The organism is Azospirillum sp. A29 (assembly GCF_042604625.1).
Classification (GTDB): Bacteria; Pseudomonadota; Alphaproteobacteria; order Azospirillales; family Azospirillaceae; genus Azospirillum; species Azospirillum palustre.
The window spans coordinates 1,700,963-1,718,964 of record NZ_CP170466.1 but is presented as its reverse complement, the minus strand read 5'-3'; the positions used below and the strand labels follow the sequence as shown (position 1 = coordinate 1,718,964).

Genomic DNA, 18,002 nt, shown 5'->3' with positions numbered 1-18,002 from the left:
GTGTCCACGCTTGGCGCGGCAGGTGGCGGGAAGCGGCGGAAGCTGGGCGGCGTCTCGCCGCTGACCCTGCGCATCCTTGCGGTCAATGTGCTGGCGCTGCTGGTGCTGCTGGCGGGGCTGCTTTATCTCGGCCGCTACCAGGACCGGCTGATCCAGGCGGAGACCGAGGCGCTGGCGACGGAGGCGCGCATCTTCGCCTCGGCGCTCGGCGAAGGGGCGGTGAACCGCATCCTGACCGCCCCCTCCCCCACCGGCGACGAGAGCGGCGAGCGCTTCGAACTGGCGCCCGAACTGGCGCGGCCGATGATCCGCCGGCTGGCGGAGGCGACGTCGACCCGCACCCGCCTCTTCGACATCGACGGCCACATGCTGTCCGACAGCCGGGTGCTGGTGGGCTCGCAGGGCCGCATCGAAATCCGCGAACTGCCGACCCCGCCGTCCGGCGATCCGGTCAGCCGGGCGATCAACGACCTCTACACCCGCCTGATCGACGTGGTGCCCAGCCGCGAAGGGCTGCCGGTCTACCGCGAGCAGCCGGGCCAGCCCAACCCCGACGTGGAGCGGGCGCTGGTCGGCGAGGCGGCGGCCACCGTCTGGCGCGTCGACGGTGCCGGCGGCGACCCGGAACTGCTGCTGACCGTGGCGGTTCCGGTCCAGCGCTACCGCGAGGTGCTGGGGGCGGTGCTGCTGACCCGCGGCGGCGGCGAGATCGACCGCGCCATCCGCTCCGTCCGCTTCGACATCCTGCGGGTGTTCGGCGTGGCGCTGCTGGTGACCATCGCCCTGTCCTTCTATCTGGCCGGCACCATCGCCCGGCCGATCCGCCGGCTGGCCCAGGCCGCCGACCGGCTGCGCACCAGCCATGGGCGCCATGCCGAAATCCCCGACCTGACCCGCCGCGGCGACGAGATCGGCGAGCTGTCCGGCGTGCTGCGCGAGATGACCGACGCGCTGTGGACGCGGATGGACGCCATCGAGCGCTTCGCCGCCGACGTCGCCCACGAGATCAAGAATCCGCTGACCTCGCTGCGCAGTGCCGTGGAGACGGCAGAGCGCGTCAGCGACCCGCGCCACCGCGACCGGCTGATGGCGATCATCGCCGACGACGTGCAGCGGCTGGACCGGCTGATCAGCGACATCTCCAACGCGTCCCGCCTGGATGCCGAACTGTCGCGGGCCGAGGCGGAGCCGGTGGACATCGGCCTGCTGCTGACCATGCTGGCCGAACTGCGCCAGACGGTTGCCGCAACCATGGACGAGCGGGTGGCGGCCGGAGACGGCGAGGACGGCGGGACCCGGCTGCGGCCGCCGCGGGTCGTGCTCGACCTGCCGGCCGCCGAGCGGCTGGTGGTGCCGGGGCTGGAAGGGCGCCTGACCCAGGTGTTCCAGAACCTGATCGACAACGCCCTGTCCTTCTCGCCGCCCGGCGGCACGGTGCGGCTGACCGCAAGGCGCAGCGGCCGCAGCGTCAAGGTGGTCGTCTCGGACCAGGGGCCGGGCATCCCCGACGGCAAGGAGGAGGCGATCTTCGACCGCTTCTACACCGAACGTCCGGCGGGCGAGAAATTCGGGACCCACTCCGGTCTCGGCCTATCGATTGCCAAGCAGATAGTCAGCGCGCACAATGGTTCTGTATTTGCGAAAAATCGTTATGTATCGGACGGGACCATCGAGGGCGCCGACTTCGTGGTGACTCTGCCTTTGCTGTGAGAAACTCTGCGGAATTTCATACATCCTTCCCACTCTCAGCTAGACAAGCCCAGTCCAACCATCGATCATGATCCTGGTCGTTCTCGCTTGTCGGCTGCCGGGTCGGACGGACCATGCCGGTCCGGTTGTATATGCCTGCACCATACGGCAACGGGAGGGTGGCCATACCCCGGAACAAAGATGTGGGGTCGCCATGCCTGAGTGCGTTCCGCCCGAATCCTCCTCCGTGCACACGCTGTCCCCGACCGGCCGCCGTTCCGCCGCCCCGGGTTCCGTTGCCGGTGCCGCGCCGGGCGACGTCGTCGACCTGCGCCGCTACCGTCTGGCCCGCCTGATCCGCCATGCCGGCCGGCAGCAGGGGGAGTTGGCAAGGATGATGCGGCAATCCGCGCAGGAGCGGACCCAGCTCGCCGAAGCCCTTCAGGGGGCGCAGCGCCACCTCGCCAGCATCGCCGACAACTACAAGGTCCTGCTGGTTCGGCTGAAGCGGGAGAAGGACTTCCGCGACGCCTGCCAGGAGGCGGCGGAGCTGGAGGATCTGGACGAGATGATCCGCCGCCGCGACGCCCTCGCCCTGGAACTGGAGGCGATCCGACGCACGCCCCGCGGCGCCGCGGGCGCCTGACGGCGCGCATCGTCACCATTCGCGTCAGTGTTCTAAGCCCGACCGTTCGCACGGCCATTATCCGCACCGAAAGAACGGTTGGAAGCGGATGGGGGATCCCGGACAGGTTTCCCCGCCTGACCTTGTGGGACACCGTTCCGTTCCCATTGACAGAACCTGCGCCACGTCTCACCTTCGCCAGACTATGGTGACGATTCACGGCACCTGCGTCTTGCTCTCCGGCATCGGCGTGCTGCTGCGTGGGGAGTCCGGACGGGGAAAATCGGATTTGGCCTTGCGACTGATCGATGGCGGAGCCTTGCTGGTCGCGGATGACCGGGTGGCTCTGCATTGCGAATCCGGCCGCCTGACCGCCTCTCCCCCGCCCGCCCTGGCCGGGCTGCTGGAGGTGCGGGGCGTCGGCATTCTTCCCGTTCCGTCGGCCGGGCCGGCCCCCGTCGGTCTCGTCGTCGACCTGCTCGAACGTGACGAGGTGGACCGTCTGCCGGAGGCGGAGACCGACACGCTGCTGGGCGTCGCCCTGCCCCGCCTGGGCCTGCACGCCTTCGATGCCTCCACCCCCGCGAAGATCCGCCTTGCCGCCGCCAGCCTGTGCGGCGGACGGCTGGACCGGGTGCCCGCCAGCCTTTCGGCCCTATCATGAAACCTCCCGACACTCTGATGTCCGACGTGCCGACCGACCCTGCCGCCCCTGCCGCCCGCGGGCGCATCGTTCTGGTCACCGGCATGTCGGGGGCCGGCATGTCGGTGGCGCTGAAGGCGCTGGAGGATCTGGGCTACGAGGCGGTGGACAATCTGCGCCTGTCGCTGGTGCCGACGCTGATCCGGCAGGCCGATCCGAAGCGCCGGCCGCTGGCTCTGGTGATCGACAGCCGCACCCGCGACTTTTCCGCGCAGAACTTCCTGGACGAGCTTGAGGAGTTGCGGCGCGACGGCGATCTCGACGTCCGGCTGGTCTTCCTGGAATGCGGCGACGAGGTGCTGCAACGCCGCTTCACCGAGACGCGCCGCCGCCATCCGCTGGCGGAGGACCGCACGGTGCCCGACGGCATCCAGCGCGAACGCGCCCTGCTGTTCCCGCTGAAAGAAGAAGCCGACGTCACCATCGACACGACGCAACTGTCCATTCACGATTTGCGGCGCATCCTGTCCGGGCATTTCCGGCGTGACGCCCAGGCAGCCTTGCAGGTGTTCGTGACCTCCTTCTCCTTCCGCCAGGGTCTGCCGCGCGAAGCCGATCTGGTCTTCGACGTGCGGTTCCTGACCAACCCGCATTACGACCCGGAGCTTCGGCCGCTGACCGGTCTGAACCCGGCCGTCGCCGCGCGGGTGGAGAGCGATCCCGATTTCCCTGCCTTCTTCGGCAACCTGACGGAACTGCTGCGCCCGCTGCTGCCGCGCTACAACCAGGAAGGCAAGAGCTACCTGACCATCGCCATCGGCTGCACCGGCGGCAAGCACCGGTCGGTCTTCATCGCCGAACGGCTGGCGGCGTGGTTGAAGGAGCAGGGGCTGCGGGTCAACCTCAGCCACCGCGAACTGGAGCGGCTGGGGCTGCGGACCGCCGGGGCCGGCCCTGCCTCCAACCAGCAGGCCAACAACCAGCAGACCGGCAGCCAGCAGGCCAACCATCAGGCCAACCATCAGGGATGATGCAAATTGCGCCTTGACGACCATGCGTCCAACCAACGATCCAGATGCGATGAGCGCTGCCGCCCCGCGGCGGCGGCCCTCGCGCAGGTCTCCGGGGAGGACCCAACCTTGAAGGATGTCCCATGATCGGTATGGTTCTTGTCACCCACGGGCGGCTGGCCGAGGAATTCATCGCCGCACTGTTCCACGTGGTGGGCGAACAGCAGCAGGTGCGCGCCGTGTGCATCGGCCCGGACGACGACATGGAACAGCGGCGCCAGGACATCCTGAACTCGGTGGCGGAGGTCGATGACGGGTCGGGCGTCGTGGTGCTGACCGACATGTTCGGCGGCACGCCGTCCAACCTCGCCATCTCCATCATGGACAAGGCGAAGGTCGAGGTGATCGCCGGCGTCAACCTGCCGATGCTGATCAAGCTCGCCAGCGTGCGCAAGACCGAGCCGCTGGACAAATCGGTGATCGCCGCCCGCGATGCCGGACAGAAATACATCAACGTCGCCTCCACCCTCCTGTCGGACTGACCGCCTGCGATGAGCCCCCCCGACGACACGGCATCCGCCGACGGCGAAATCCGCCGCACCGCCACCATCACCAACCAGCGTGGCCTGCACGCGCGCGCCTCGGCCAAGTTCGTCAAGCTGGTCGCCACCTTCGATGCCGAGATCTCGGTGCGCCGCGGCGAGTCCGTGGTGTCCGGCGAGTCGATCATGGGGCTGATGATGCTGGCCGCCGGTCCCGGCACCACGGTCGAGCTGCGCGCCAGCGGCGCCCAGGCCGATGCCGCGATGGATGCCCTCCTGGACCTGATCAACCGCAAGTTCGATGAAGAATGACCTGCCCCCCGCCGGCCAGACCGGCGGCCCGGTATCCGGCCCCGACCGCGGCGGTTCCGGCGGCACCCCGTCGCCCGAGCCGGTGAGCGGTTCGGCCAACACGCCCGCCAGCACGGCCGCCAGCGCTGCGGCGCGCGCCCTGCGCGGCCTGGGCGTGTCGCCCGGCATCGCCATCGGCCCGGCCCATGTGGTGGAAAGCGGCGCCGTCGCCATCCCCGAATATGCCATCGAACCGCAAGCGGTCGAGGCGGAGGTCGCCCGCTTCAACGAGGCGGCGACCAAGGCGCGCCGCCAGATCAAGAAGCTGAAGAGCAAGGCGCTCGTCCTGCCCGACTCGGCGTCGGAGGAGATCGGCTTCCTGCTCGACGCTCATCTGTCGATGGTCACCAACTCGCGCCTGACCCGCGGGGTGGAGCATCGCATCAAGCAGGACCGGATCAACGCCGAGGCCGCCATCCAGGCGGAGATCGCCGCCATCGCCGCCACCTTCGCCGGCATGGACGACGCCTATCTCGCCGGCCGCATCGACGACATCCGCGAGGTCGGGCGGCGGCTGACCCGCAACCTGATGAAGCAGGAATACCGGGCCTTCAGCAGCCTGCCCCCCGGCAGCATCATCCTGGCGGAGGAATTGACCCCCGCCGACACCGCCCTGCTCGACCCCACCGTCGTCGGCGGCTTCGCCACCGTGCTGGGCGGGGCGGAAGGGCACACCGCCATCCTCGCCCGCTCGCTCGGCCTGCCGGCGGTGCTGGGCGCGCCCGGCCTGCTGGCCGGCGTGCGCAACGGCGTGACGGTGATCGTCGACGGCCTCCAGGGCCGCGTGCTGATCGACCCGCCGGCCGAGGTGCTGGCCGATTACAGCGAGCGCCGCGCCGCCCGCGAGCGCGAGCGCCAGGGGCTGAAGAGCCTGCGCAAGCTGCCCGCCGTCACCCGCGACGGCACCGCCATCACGCTGATGGCGAATCTGGAGCTGCCGCGCGATCTCGACCACGCGCTGGAACATGGCGCCCAGGGCATCGGCCTGCTGCGGACCGAGTTCATGTTCATGAACCGCGACCATCTGCCCGACGAGGATGAGCAGTACGCCGTGCTGCGCACCATGATCGAGGGGATGGGCGGCCGCACCGTCACCGCCCGCACCATGGATCTGGGCGGCGAGAAGCTGGCCGGCTGGATGGCCGGGCGCTATGGCGAGCCGGCCAACCCGGCGCTCGGCCTGCGCGCCATCCGGCTGGGCCTGCGCGAGCCGAAGCTGCTGGAGACGCAGCTCGCCGCCATGCTGCGTGCCGGCGTCCACGGTCCGCTGCGCATCCTGCTGCCGATGATCGCCTCGGTCACCGAGGTGCAGAAGGTGCGCGAGATGATGGGGCAGGTCGCCCGCCGGCTGCGCCGCCGCGGCGTCGCCATCGCCGATCCGCTGCCGCCGGTGGGCGTGATGGTGGAGGTGCCGGGGGCGGCGCTGGCCGCCGACGCGCTGGCCTATGCCGCCGACTTCTTCTCCATCGGCACCAACGACCTGACCCAGTACACGCTGGCCATCGACCGCGCCGACGAACAGGTCGCCACCCTCTACGACCCGCTGCATCCGGCCGTGCTGCGGCTGATCCAGTTCACAGTGGAGGCCGCCCTGCGCGCCCGCATCCCGGTGTCGGTCTGCGGCGAGATCGCCGGCGATCCGCGCTACACGGCGTTGCTGCTGGGGTTGGGCGTGCGCGAGCTGTCGATGGCGCCGCTGGCGGTGCCGGCGGTGAAGAAGCGCATCCGCTCGCTCGATCTGGTGGAGGCGGGCCGCCGCGCCCGCGTCATCATGGACCAGAGCGACAGCGGCCGCATCGCCACGCTGCTGGACGATTTCAACGCGACGCTGTGAGGCAAGACCGGTGGGATGGGGGCGAAAGCCCCCCTCTCACGGTGCCTTCCGCCCCGCCATATGGCCGAGATAGGCGACGACCCGATCCAGATCGGCATCGCTCAGCATCGCCGGGTCGAAGCCCGGCATCTGCTGGCCCGGCCATGTCCGGACCGAGCTGGGATCGCGGATCAGCGTCTTCAGCCCGGCGGGCGTGAGATAGTCTGTCGGGTTCATCGGCCGGTTCAGGTCCGGCCCCATCGTGGCGCTGCCGGCGCCGTTCAGGGTGTGGCAGGCCATGCACTGGGTGATGAACACCGCCTGTCCGGCGCGGATTGCCGAGTCGGCGGGCAGGCCCGGCTCGACCGCCAGCTGTGGCCAGCGCCGCAGCGGGTCGTCGGAGGCGACGATGCGGGCCAGCTGATAAGGCCATTGTTCGCTGCGCACCTCCGACGCCTCCGGCCGCACCCAGACCAGATAGAAGGGACCGGCGGACACCGCCTTGCCCGGCAGGTTGGGCCAGGGCCGGTCGGCCGGCTCCACCGCCAGGAAGGCGACGGCGCCGTCGGGACCGCTGCGCAGGCACAGCTCCGGCGGCAGCTGCGCGGTGAAGCCGTCCGACGCCACCCCTTCCAGCACGGTGCCGGGCGGGAAGTCAGCAGCACCCAGCAGGCTGGCGAGCGGCACGGCGCGGTAGCTCATCGGCCGGCCATAGGAGATGTCGGCCGGGATGTCGACGGTCACCGTGTCGGGCCGGGCCAGCAGGGCGTCGCGGTCGAACACCCGCTCGGTTCCGGCAACGGCGATCGTCAGCGCCGGCCCGCCGGCCAGTGCCGGATGCAGCGGCAGAGCCACGAGCAGCAAAGACAAGGCGGCAAGCAGGCGTCCAGCCACAGGCCCAAGCGACGGCTTCCTCATTCCAGATCGTCCTCCCCTTCGTCGTCATCCCAGGACTCGTCATCGGCGCCGGAGCGTTGCAGGGCGGCGGAGGCCGGCTCCCGCTCCAGCCGCTCGATCTGCTCGGGATGGGTGATCTCGATCATGGGGCCATTGCGCAGCGTGATCCAGCCCCGCACGCGCACCCGGCGGCCCTCGTAGGACAGCGGATCGATGCCGGCGCGGGTGACCTCGCGCATCGCGGCGCGGCCGATATGGACGGTGACGTCGCTGCGCCAGTCGGTGCCGAAGTCCAGCCAGCTCTCGCCGCCGCTCTTGGACACCGCCAGCACCAGCCCTTCCACCAGCTGGAAGCTGTCGCGGTCGCGGGAAAGCCCGTCGGCGTCGGCGGCGTCGCGCACGGCATAGACCCGGCTGCGCCACAGCCCGCGCCCGGCGTTGCGCGCGGTTTCCTCGCCGGCCAGCAGCTCCGCCGCATAGGCGCGGGCGTCGGGCCGGGTGTGGACCCGCGCCAGCCCACGGACCAGCAGCGCCGATTGCAACCACAACCCGTCCTCCCGCACCAGATGGGCGAGCAGACGGCCATGGCGGTCGGTCGGCGCCGGCCCGTGCAGGACGACACGGCGGCCGAGCGCCAGATCGGCCAGCGCCGCGGTCGCCGCCTCCGCCAGCGGCCAGACCCGCCCGTCGGCGGGGTTGGCGTTGCGCGGCGGCTTGGCCGCGTCGATCCCGGCCAGCCGGACCCGGCGGCCGTCCTCAAGCTCCAGCGTGTCGCCGTCCAGCACGGCGGCGACCCGCAGCCCGTCCGCCGAGGCGGCGACCGGCAACAGGCCGCACAGCAGCAGGCAAGCGAGCAGCAGAACCGGCAGGCGCACAAGCGGGAGCGTGACAAGTGTCATCGGGAAGGCCGTCCTTGCGGAACATCCGCCGCCGGGCGGGGTTTTGACCGGTATGCCGACCCATCTCCCCTTCCGCAAGCTCCTCCGCGCCGCACTGGCCGTCCTCATGCTGGCGGCGGTGACGCCCACCCTGGTCGCACCCGCGCCGGCCCGGGCCGGGCTGCTCGACAATGTCCTCTCCGGCGGTGACGAGGCGGCGCTGGGCGCGCAGGAACACCCGAAGATCCTGGCCCAGTTCGGCGGGGCGGTGAAGGATGCCCGGCTCCAGGGTTACATCGACCAGCTCGGCCGCAAGCTCGCCGCCACCACGGCGCTGGCGCGCGAGCCCTGGACCTTCACCTTGCTGGACAGCGACGTGGTCAACGCCTTCGCCCTGCCCGGCGGCTATGTCTACGTCACCCGCGGCCTGCTGGCGCTGGCGAAGGACGAGGCCGAGGTGGCCGGCGTGCTGTCGCACGAGATCGGCCACGTCACCGCCCACCATTCGGCGCAGCGCCAGACCCGGCAGACCATCGCCGGGCTGCTCGCCGCCGGGGTCGGGCTGGTGTTCGGCAACGACACGCTGGCGCAGCTGGCCGGGCTGGGCGGCACCGCCATGGTCGCCAGCTATTCGCGCGAGCAGGAGTTGGAGGCCGACCAGCTCGGCGTCGAGACGCTGCGGCGGACCGGCTACGACCCTTTCGCCATGGCGACCTTCTTGGAGACGCTGCGCCGCGACAGCCAGTATGAGGGCCTGCGCGCCGGCAACAAGGGCGGGGACGGCTTCGACTTCCTCGCCAGCCATCCGGCGACCGAGGAGCGCGTCCGCCGCGCCGCCGACCTCGCCCGCGCTATCCCGCCGGGCGGCGCCCGCCCGCGCGATCCTTACCTGGCGGCGGTCGACGGCATGATCTATGGCGACAGCCCGGAGAACGGCTATGTCCGCGGCCGCACCTTCGCCCACCCGCAGCTCGGCATCGCCTTCACCGTGCCGCAGGGCTACTCGCTGCTGAACGGCGCCGATCAGGTGGTCGCCAAGGGGCAGAACGGCACCGCCATGGCCTTCGACGGCGGATCGGCGGCCGGCGTGTCCGACCCCGCCAGCTTCCTGACCGGGGTATGGGGCAAGAGCGCAACGCTGTCCAACCTCCAGCGCCTCACCATCGGCGGCATGGCGGCGGCCACCGCCACCACGCGCGGTGAGTCCGACGGCACCAGCGCCGACATCCGTCTGGTGGCGATCCGCGCGCCGGACGGGAAGATGTACCGCTTCACCTTCCTGGCGCCCGCCGGATCGCTGGCTCGTTTCGATAACGATTTCCAGGCGGCGGCCAACAGCTTCCACCGCATGACCGCGGAGGAGGCCGCCCGCTACCGTCCGCGCCGCGTGCAGGTGACGGCGGTGCAGCCCGGCGACAGCGTCGCCGGCCTCATTCGCCGCATGCCGCAGGAACCCTATGCCGAAGAATTGTTCCGGATCATCAACGACCTGCCGCCCGGCACGCCACTGCAACCCGGCCAACGGGTGAAGGTGATTGTCGGGGAGTAGCTTCTGCCGTCAGTCATGAGCAAAACGGCATGAAATCCGCGTAAGGATACAGCCCCACGGGTTGCCGCCGGCCGGATGGGCGGGTAGGCTGCCGCGCATGTCCGATACCCCGTCAGCGCGCCCCCAGATTGCTCCGCCCCTTCCGGCGATGGCCGTGAAGCCGGCTGGAAAGGCGGCGGCAAAGGCTGTTGGGAAAAACGGGGGAAAAGCCGGCCCGAAGCCCGCCGGGCGCCGGCGCCTGCGGCTGCCCATCGCTGCGGTGCTGGTGGCGGGGTTCGGCTCGCTGATGCTGGCGGCGGTCGCCAGCGTCCTGGTGCTGGGTCTGGTCAGCGCCAGCACCAACACCTTCGCGCTGCTGAACGACAAGGCCGATCTGGCGCTGGCCGGGGTGGAGGTGCGGGTCCGCCACCAGCTCGACCCCGCGCGCGAGATGGCGCGCTTCGTCGCCGGACTGATCGAGCGCGGCGACCTGCGCGCCGGCGACAACACGGCGATGATCGACACGCTGCGCGGCGCGCTCGCAGGCGCGCCCGACGTCACCGGCCTCGCCTTCGTCCGCCCGGACCTGACCGGCGTCCGCGTCGGCCGGCTGAACGGCGGGCTGGTCGCCGATCCCTTCGACATGCAGGGCGACAGCGACATCCCGCCGGAGATACTGGACGGTCCCAACCGCAGCGCCGCCACCTGGGCCGATCCGCGCTGGCTGAAGGAGGCGCAGAACAGCTTCGTCACCCTCTACCATCCGGTGCGGCGCGACGGCCGCTATCTGGGGCAGGTGGCGGTCGGCGTGTCGCTGGGCGACCTGTCGCGCTTCCTGTCGGTGCTGTATGTGGAGCAGGGGCTGAACGCCTTCGTGCTGTACGACCAGAACCATGTGCTGGCCCACCCGGCGCTGGTCGGCCGCAGCTTCGATTTTTCCGGCAAGCTGGACGGTCCGCCGCTGCCGCGCACCGATCAGGTCGACGACCCGGCGCTGGCGGCGCTGTGGTCCAGCGGTGTGCCCGTCCAGTCGCTGAAGAAGCGGGTGGAGGCGCGCGCCGTCCAGGTCCTCGGCAGCGACTACATCTTCCTGACCCGCAAGATGGCCGGCTATGGCCAGCAGGACTGGATCATCGGCATCGGCTATCGCGACGGCGAGCTGAATGTCGAGGTCCGCCGGCTCTACATCACCGGGGCCGTCGGCCTTGCCATCCTGCTGGTGTCGGTCGGGGTGGCGCTGCTGGTCGGGCGGCGGATCAGCCGGCAGGTGGCGCGGCTGGCCGAGGCCGCCGACCGCGTCCGCGCCTTCGAATTCCGCGCCATTCCCGACCTGCCCGACTCCCGCCTGCGCGAGATGGCGCGCGCCGCCACCGCCTTCAACGCCATGGTCGCCGGCCTGCGCTGGTTCGAGACCTATGTGCCGAAGGCGCTGGTCCTGCGCCTGATGCGCCAGCGCGAGACCGAGGGCGGGCTCGATTCGGTGCAGCGCGAGGTGACGGTGATGTTCACCGACATCCGCGGCTTCTCCCGCATGGCCGAGCATATGGCCGCCGCCGACACCGCCGCCCTGCTGAACGAGCATTTCACCCTGCTCGCCGCCTGCATCGAGGCGGAGGGCGGCACGGTGGACAAGTTCATCGGCGATTCGCTGATGGCCTTCTGGGGCGCGCCCGAGGCGCAGGAGGACCATGCCGTCCGCGGACTGCGCGCGGCGCTGGCGATCCACCATGCCATCCGCGCCGACAACCGCCGCCGCCTCACCGAGGGCCGGGCGCCGATCCATGTCCGCGTCGGGCTGCACAGCGGCCCGGTGGTGGTCGGCAACATCGGCTCCGACAGCCGGATCAACTACACCATCGTCGGCGACACCGTGAACGTCGCCGCCCGGATCGAGGAGCTGTCGGCCGCCCTCCAGGGCGAGTCCGAGGTGATCGTGCTGACCAGCGGCGTCACCGCGGCCAAGGGCAAGGACGCCGTCCCGCTGGTCCGCCAGGGCGGCCGGTCGCTGCGCGGCCGGACCGGCATGACCGAACTCTGGCGCCTGGTGCTGGAGGAGGAGAAGAAGGACGCCGCGAAGGCGGCGGCGGCGCCAGCGTCGGCGCCATCCCCGGCAGCCGGCACGGCAGTGCCGCCCGCCGCGCCGCCGCCGGTGGCGGGTGAGACTGCCAAACCGGTGTTCGCAGGTAAGGATACACCCTGAAACAGGCCGGCGTTTCCAGTTAAGTCATTGGAAAACCTGAAAACGCCCCTGCCCGCTTCCTTACCTCAGCGCCAGCTGCGACGGCCGCCGCGGCGGTCGTCCTCGTCGAACAGTTCGGCCAGCTTGTTCATCATCGTGCCGCCCAGCTGCTCCGCATCGACGATGGTCACGGCGCGGCGGTAATAGCGGGTCACGTCGTGGCCGATGCCGATCGCCACCAGCTCGACGGGCGAGCGGGTCTCGATCTGCTCGATGGTCTGGCGCAGGTGGCGTTCCAGATAGTTGCCGGCATTCACCGACAGGGTCGAGTCGTCCACCGGCGCGCCGTCGGAGATCACCATCAGGATGCGGCGCTGTTCCGGCCGGCCGAGCAGCCGGTTGTGCGCCCATTGCAGCGCCTCGCCGTCGATGTTCTCCTTCAGGATGCCTTCGCGCAGCATCAGGCCCAGATTCTTGCGGGCGCGGCGCCACGGCATGTCGGCCGCCTTGTAGACGATGTGGCGCAGGTCGTTCAGCCGGCCGGGATGCGGCGGCTTGCCGCCGGCGACCCAGGCCTCGCGCGCCTGCCCGCCCTTCCAGGCGCGGGTGGTGAAGCCCAGCACCTCGACCTTCACCGCGCAGCGCTCCAGCGTGCGGGCGAGGATGTCGGCGCTCATCGCGGCGATGGAGATCGGCCGGCCGCGCATCGAGCCGGAATTGTCGATCAGCAGCGACACTACCGTGTCGCGGAAGTCCATCTCCTTCTCCGCCTTGAAGGAGAGCGGAAGGACCGGGTTGGCGACGACGCGGGCCAGCCGGGCGGCGTCGAGGATGCCCTCCTCCAGATCGAAGTTCCAGGAGCGCTGCTGCTTGGCCATCAGGCGCCGTTGCAGCCGGTTCGCCAGCTTGGAGATCACGCCCTGCAGATTCTGCAGCTGCTGGTCCAGCAGGTGGCGCAGCCGTTCCAGCTCCGCCGGGTCGCAGAGGTCGGCGGCGTCGACCACCTCGTCATACTGGGTGGTGAAGGCCTTGTAGGCGTTGGGATCGGGCTCGTTGCGGCGGTTGAGGTCGTTGCGCCAGGGCTGGCCGGGGCCGGCGGGCTCCTCCGCCCCCTCGCCCTCGCCCATCTCCATGTCGCCTTCCTCGCCGGCGCCCTCCTCGGCGCTCTCGCCGGCTTCCGACGAGTCCTGCATCTCCGACGAGGCCATCGATTCGGCGTCGGACTGGTCGTCGTCCTGGCCGCGGGTCTGGCCGTGCTGGGGCGACTCCTCGTCCTCGGAGGACTGGGTCTGCTGGTCCTCCTCCTCTTCCTGGTCGGCTTCCTGCCCGACTTCCATGTCGAGGTCGGCCAGCAGGCGACGGACGGCCTTGGCGTAGGCCTCCTGGTCGCCGGCATAATTGGCCAGCCCCTTCATGTCCTTGCCCAGCCGCTCCTCGATCCACGGGCGCCAGAGGTCGACGGCGTGGGCGGCGGCGGGCGGCGGCGGTGCGCCGGTCATCGCCTCGCGCGCCATCATCCGCAGCGCCTCCGACAAGGGCACCTGTCCGCGGTCGTCGAAGCGGTCGAAGCCCTGGCGGGTGTAGCGATCCTCCAGCGCCGCTTCCAGATTGTGGGCGACGCCGGCCATGTCGCGGCTGCCCAGCGCCTCGCAGCGCGCCTGCTCCATCGCGTCGTAGGCCTGGCGGGCGGCATCGCCCAGCGGCATGCGGTGGGCATGCACCGTGGCGTCGTGATGGCGCAGCCGCAGCGCAACGGCATCGGCCGCCCCGCGCAGCTTGGCAACCTCGACCGGGTTCAGGTCGCGCGCCGGCAGCGGCACCCGCACGCGCTGACCCGACAGCCCCGGGGGGTCGGACGAAAAGCCCACCTGCACCTCCGCCCGCCGGGACATGGCGCGCACCGTGGCGGTGGTGGACCGCTTGAAGGCTTCGACGGGGGTGTCGTTCTGGGTGGTCATCGCGGGGGCGTCTTCGTTCTTGGGAGAGTTACGGCGCGGTGGGCAAGATTGACACGGAGCAGGGCATGGCTCTCACGGACATGCCGGGACTCGAACCAATGATATAAGCTCTTGCCCAGGAATGCCGTCCGTCCCGATCCGTGTGAATCCTCGTACGCCGCGCCCCGGCTTCACCGAAGGACAGAGCGCAGCGCACAACATCACACGAGGTTCGCCTGGACCCCCGTCTCCGGCAACTCCACGCCGAAGCAGCGCTGGTAGTATTCGGCCACCGTCGGCCGCTCCACCTCGTCGCACTTGTTCAGGAAGGTGATGCGGAAGGCGAAGGCGACGTCGTTGAAGATCTTCGCGTTCTCGGCCCAGGTGATCACCGTGCGCGGGCTCATGACGGTCGAGATGTCGCCGTTGATGAAGCCGGCGCGGGTCAGGTCGGCCAGACGCACCATCGACGCCACCGTGTCGCGGCCGCGGGCGTCGTCGTAGGACGCGACCTTGGCCTGGACGATCTTCATCTCGGCATCGACCGGCAGGTAGTTCAGCGTCGCCACGATGTTCCAGCGGTCCATCTGGCCCTGGTTGATCTGCTGGGTGCCGTGATAGAGGCCGGTGGTGTCGCCGAGGCCGACGGTGTTGGCGGTGGCGAACAGGCGGAAGGCCGGGTGCGGGCGGATGACGCGGTTCTGGTCGAGCAGCGTCAGCTTGCCTTCCACCTCCAGCACGCGCTGGATCACGAACATCACGTCGGGGCGGCCGGCGTCGTATTCGTCGAACACCAGGGCGCAGGCATGCTGCAAGGCCCAGGGCAGGATGCCCTCGCGGTACTCGGTGACCTGCACGCCGTCGCGGAGCACGATGGCGTCCTTGCCCATCAGGTCGATGCGGCTGATGTGGCTGTCCAGGTTGACGCGGATGCAGGGCCAGTTCAGCCGGGCCGCGACCTGCTCGATGTGGGTCGACTTGCCGGTGCCGTGATAGCCCTGGACCATGACGCGGCGGTTGTAGGCGAAGCCGGCGAGGATGGACAGAGTCGTGTCCCGGTCGAAGCGGTAGGCGCTGTCGAGGTCGGGCACATGCTCCGAGCGCTGGCTGAAGGCCGGCACCTGCATGTCGCTGTCGATGCCGAAGACCTCACGCACCGAGACCGTCGTGTCGGGCTTGTGGTCAAACAGGGCCGAGCTGGCCTGGGTCGCTCCTTGGGAAGCCATGGGTGGTTTCTTACGTTCCAGCGAGTGTCGGTTGTCCAGCGGCCGCGGGATTGACCCGGCCCGCCAACGGGGGTTCAGGCAGCATAACAGGCTTTCAGCGTATTGTAGGCCTGATTGATTTCTTTCAGGCGTTCTTCCGCAGCCTTGTCGCCGCCGTTGGCATCGGGATGATGCTTTTTCGCAAGCTCCCGATAGCGTGCTTTGATCCGTGCGAAGTCCACCGGCGGAGTCAGTTCAAGGACCGCCAGCGCCTTTTCCTCTTCGGTGCGGGCGTGGTGGCGCCGGTGCGCCTTTTCCTCGTTCTTCGTCTTGCCGGTGTCCTGGCCGAATTCGAAACTGAAGCCGTTGACCACGCGGTCGCGGATGAAGCGCTCCTGCGTCGCCCATTTGCCGAGCGGCCAGCTTGGCCGCTGCCAGGTCGTGTCCTGCCGCACCTCCGCCTCGATCTGGTCGGTGGACATGCCGGCGTAATAGTCCCAGGCCCGGTTGTACTCCCGGACATGCTCCAGGCAGAACCACCAGTACTCGTTGAGGCTGCTGCGGCTTTTCGGCGCACGATATTCGCCGGCGGCGACGCAATCGGGATGGTCGCACACACGGGTGGCCGCGCGCGGGGCGGCGTAGCTGTCGTAACTGGAGCGGGCGCGGTTCCTGGTCATCGGGCAAGTATGGGAAGAGCCGGTGCCTCTGGCAAGCACGCCGAATCGAGCTTCCGTCATCCGCAATCTGCGGGTCGCCGGGCTTGACAGACGCTTGACAGGGCAGGGATCGCACCGTCTCCTGACCGTTGGCGCGCCGGCCGGGTCACGACGTCCCGCCGCGGCCGCTCCCATCCCTTCCCGACCAGCGACGAGACATCAGGATCCGCCATGGAATACGCCACCCGCATCCGCGAAAAGCTGACCGCCGGACTGGCGCCGGACCGGCTCGAGGTCGTCGACGACAGCGCCCGCCATGCCGGCCATGCCGGGGCGGACGCCGCCGGGGAAACCCACTTCCACGTCACCGTCGTCTCCGCCGCCTTCGCCGGCAAGTCGCGGGTGGAGCGCCAGCGGATGGTCTATGCGCTGCTGGCCGACGAGTTGCGCGAGCGGGTGCATGCGCTGGGGCTGACCACCCACGCCCCCGGTGAAGCCGGGGCCTGAACGGGGCCGGAAAGCCCGCACGCATCCCGTACGCAGGAGGTTCATACCGGTCGTTCGTGCGCTTCAAATAACGAGCGGTTGATGCGGCGGAAACAGCATACATATGAATGCAACCAAGAGTCGATTTTAGGAAAACTTGTAAGAATGAGAGACGCTAGCGTGGTTGCATTTCCCGCTGCGTTTAGTAAAGTATGATATATGCAACCATTTATCGCGCCGTGGTGGACACAAACTTCGCATGTCCGCCGGCGGCTTCGTGGAAGGGGCTGCGGATGGCGAAGCGTGGGCCGAAGAAAAAGCGCGTGATCACTTCCCATGTGGGGGTGGAACCGCTGAGGAGTCAGAACATCATGATCGGCGGGCACCGCACGAGCATGCGGCTGGAACCGTCGATGTGGGATGCTCTGGAGGAGATCGGCCGTCGGGAAGGCCTGACCGTCAACCGCCTCTGCACCCAGATCAAGGAGCGGATCGAGGAACAGGCGCGCCGCAAGGGCATCAAGCCGGAAGACGCCGATGTCACCCTGACATCGGCCGTGCGCGTCTTCATTGCGTCCTATTACCGGCGGGCCTGCACCGAGGACGGTCATATGCGGGCCGGCCATGGCGGCAGCGACCCGTTCGTCGGCACGCCGTTCGAGCTGCCGATGGCTGACGAGGAGGACGGTGTCAAGGCCGCGGTCGCCGCGGGCGGCAGCTTCCCCACGCCCGGTCAGACCCCTGGCCCGACCCAGGCCGCAGGTCCGGCCCAGCCCGGTCTGGACGCCTGAGCGGCACCGCCCGGCGCCCGCCGCCGATTTCCGGCGGGCGTCCGGGGCGAAGGCTAACCTATTCCGCCGCCTCTTCCCGGGCGGCGTCTTCGTTTTGGTCTTCGTTTTCAGGGCCGGCGCGATCATGGCCGGTGTAGTGCGCAGGCCAATGTCTGCGCACCACCTCGCCGTTGCTGTCGAAGATATGGCACATGTTCAGCAGCACCGGCCGCTTGCCGTCGTCCTGGGCCGGCTTGCCGGACGCCTTCGCGCGGTCCGCCGCCTCGCGGGCCAGGATCGGGTAGACGGTCTGGAAGGCGGTGGTCGCCAGCGGACCCAGCAGCTCGACCAGATGGGTGCAGCCCTTCGCTCCGCCCAGCCGGTCCTTCACCGCCCGGGTCCAGCCCGGTCCGACGCGCAGGCCCACCAGCTGCTGGAACTGCGGCGTGATGCTGCCGCAGGCCTTGTAGGGGCTGTGTTCGGTGACCGCCTCCACCGCCTGGACGGTCAGTTTGTCGTCGACGGTCAGGCGCATCCACATCTGGTGGATCGGGGTTCCCGGCTCCAGATGCCCGCGCTCCTCCGTGTGGAAGCCATAGCTTTTGACGTCGGTCAGGTGACCTTCGATGTCCCACAGCCCGTCGGCGCGCCGAAAGCCCTGGCAGGTGACACGACGGGTGTGGATCGGCTCGCGCGCGGCGGGGGCGGACAGCGAGGGCGCGGACATCGGGCTTTCCAGTTCAGCAAAGAGGATGGCTCACCCTCGACTATCGGTGGGGCCGGGCGCCCG

At 69.7% G+C, this 18,002-nt stretch carries 17 protein-coding genes; 11 read left to right on the top strand and 6 right to left on the bottom strand.

Annotated features, from left to right (window positions below; genetic code table 11):
- From ABNQ38_RS23065 to ptsP, 7 genes are all read left to right on the top strand, one after another.
- Entirely contained in the window at positions 1 to 1,710 is a 1,710-nt protein-coding gene (locus tag ABNQ38_RS23065; RefSeq protein WP_377808223.1) for a stimulus-sensing domain-containing protein, read from the top strand.
- A gap of 226 nt (positions 1,711 to 1,936) precedes the next feature.
- Positions 1,937 to 2,335 (top strand): hypothetical protein, encoded by a 399-nt coding sequence (locus ABNQ38_RS23060; protein WP_377808222.1) that lies wholly within the window; start codon positions 1,937 to 1,939, stop codon positions 2,333 to 2,335.
- Between the two features lie 184 nt (positions 2,336 to 2,519).
- The gene (locus ABNQ38_RS23055; RefSeq protein WP_109052304.1) at positions 2,520 to 2,978 is read left to right on the top strand and encodes an HPr kinase/phosphorylase; all 459 of its coding nucleotides are present in this window, start codon (positions 2,520 to 2,522) and stop codon (positions 2,976 to 2,978) included.
- A gap of 17 nt (positions 2,979 to 2,995) precedes the next feature.
- Positions 2,996 to 3,988, top strand: a complete 993-nt coding sequence (rapZ, locus tag ABNQ38_RS23050; protein ID WP_377808221.1) for an RNase adapter RapZ — start codon at positions 2,996 to 2,998, stop codon at positions 3,986 to 3,988.
- A gap of 122 nt (positions 3,989 to 4,110) precedes the next feature.
- Positions 4,111 to 4,509 (top strand): PTS sugar transporter subunit IIA, encoded by a 399-nt coding sequence (locus ABNQ38_RS23045; protein ID WP_042690507.1) that lies wholly within the window; start codon positions 4,111 to 4,113, stop codon positions 4,507 to 4,509.
- A gap of 9 nt (positions 4,510 to 4,518) precedes the next feature.
- A complete protein-coding gene (locus tag ABNQ38_RS23040; RefSeq protein WP_109052306.1) occupies positions 4,519 to 4,821 on the top strand; it encodes an HPr family phosphocarrier protein in 303 nt (100 codons plus the stop codon).
- On the top strand, positions 4,811 to 6,694 hold the full coding sequence (gene ptsP / locus ABNQ38_RS23035; protein ID WP_377808220.1) for a phosphoenolpyruvate--protein phosphotransferase: 1,884 nt from the start codon (positions 4,811 to 4,813) through the stop codon (positions 6,692 to 6,694). Before ABNQ38_RS23040 ends, ptsP begins: the two co-directional genes overlap by 11 nt.
- Before the next feature lie 36 nt (positions 6,695 to 6,730).
- Here the strand turns inward: ptsP and ABNQ38_RS23030 are convergent, their stop codons facing one another.
- Together ABNQ38_RS23030 and ABNQ38_RS23025 are read right to left on the bottom strand one after the other, a co-directional pair.
- Positions 6,731 to 7,543, bottom strand: coding sequence for a c-type cytochrome (locus tag ABNQ38_RS23030; RefSeq protein WP_377808219.1), 813 nt, complete (start codon positions 7,541 to 7,543; stop codon positions 6,731 to 6,733).
- Between the two features lie 44 nt (positions 7,544 to 7,587).
- Entirely contained in the window at positions 7,588 to 8,469 is an 882-nt protein-coding gene (locus ABNQ38_RS23025) for a thermonuclease family protein (RefSeq protein ID WP_377808218.1), read from the bottom strand.
- A gap of 52 nt (positions 8,470 to 8,521) precedes the next feature.
- On the opposite strand from ABNQ38_RS23025, the gene ABNQ38_RS23020 reads away from it, so the two are divergent.
- Positions 8,522 to 9,997 carry a M48 family metalloprotease gene (locus tag ABNQ38_RS23020; protein WP_377808217.1) on the top strand — a complete coding sequence of 492 codons (1,476 nt, stop codon included), beginning with the start codon at positions 8,522 to 8,524 and terminating at the stop codon, positions 9,995 to 9,997.
- A 148-nt stretch (positions 9,998 to 10,145) separates the two neighbouring features.
- Positions 10,146 to 12,176 carry an adenylate/guanylate cyclase domain-containing protein gene (locus tag ABNQ38_RS23015; protein ID WP_377810110.1) on the top strand — a complete coding sequence of 677 codons (2,031 nt, stop codon included), beginning with the start codon at positions 10,146 to 10,148 and terminating at the stop codon, positions 12,174 to 12,176.
- Positions 12,177 to 12,241: 65 nt separating this feature from the next.
- Here ABNQ38_RS23015 and cobT read toward each other — a convergent pair whose 3' ends face one another.
- From cobT to ABNQ38_RS23000, 3 genes are all read right to left on the bottom strand, one after another.
- Entirely contained in the window at positions 12,242 to 14,113 is a 1,872-nt protein-coding gene (gene cobT, locus ABNQ38_RS23010) for a cobaltochelatase subunit CobT (protein ID WP_377808216.1), read from the bottom strand.
- Between the two features lie 200 nt (positions 14,114 to 14,313).
- A complete protein-coding gene (cobS, locus tag ABNQ38_RS23005; protein ID WP_377808215.1) occupies positions 14,314 to 15,318 on the bottom strand; it encodes a cobaltochelatase subunit CobS in 1,005 nt (334 codons plus the stop codon).
- Between the two features lie 74 nt (positions 15,319 to 15,392).
- Entirely contained in the window at positions 15,393 to 15,977 is a 585-nt protein-coding gene (locus ABNQ38_RS23000) for a J domain-containing protein (RefSeq protein ID WP_377810109.1), read from the bottom strand.
- Positions 15,978 to 16,187: 210 nt separating this feature from the next.
- Between ABNQ38_RS23000 and ABNQ38_RS22995 the strand changes: the two genes are divergently transcribed.
- Entirely contained in the window at positions 16,188 to 16,463 is a 276-nt protein-coding gene (locus tag ABNQ38_RS22995; RefSeq protein WP_085087049.1) for a BolA family transcriptional regulator, read from the top strand.
- A gap of 302 nt (positions 16,464 to 16,765) precedes the next feature.
- Entirely contained in the window at positions 16,766 to 17,233 is a 468-nt protein-coding gene (locus ABNQ38_RS22990; RefSeq protein ID WP_377808214.1) for a ribbon-helix-helix domain-containing protein, read from the top strand.
- 58 nt (positions 17,234 to 17,291) lie between these two features.
- Here ABNQ38_RS22990 and ABNQ38_RS22985 read toward each other — a convergent pair whose 3' ends face one another.
- Complete coding sequence (locus tag ABNQ38_RS22985) at positions 17,292 to 17,939, bottom strand: DUF2889 domain-containing protein (RefSeq protein WP_377808213.1); 648 nt, start codon at positions 17,937 to 17,939, stop codon at positions 17,292 to 17,294.
- Positions 17,940 to 18,002 lie beyond the last annotated feature (63 nt).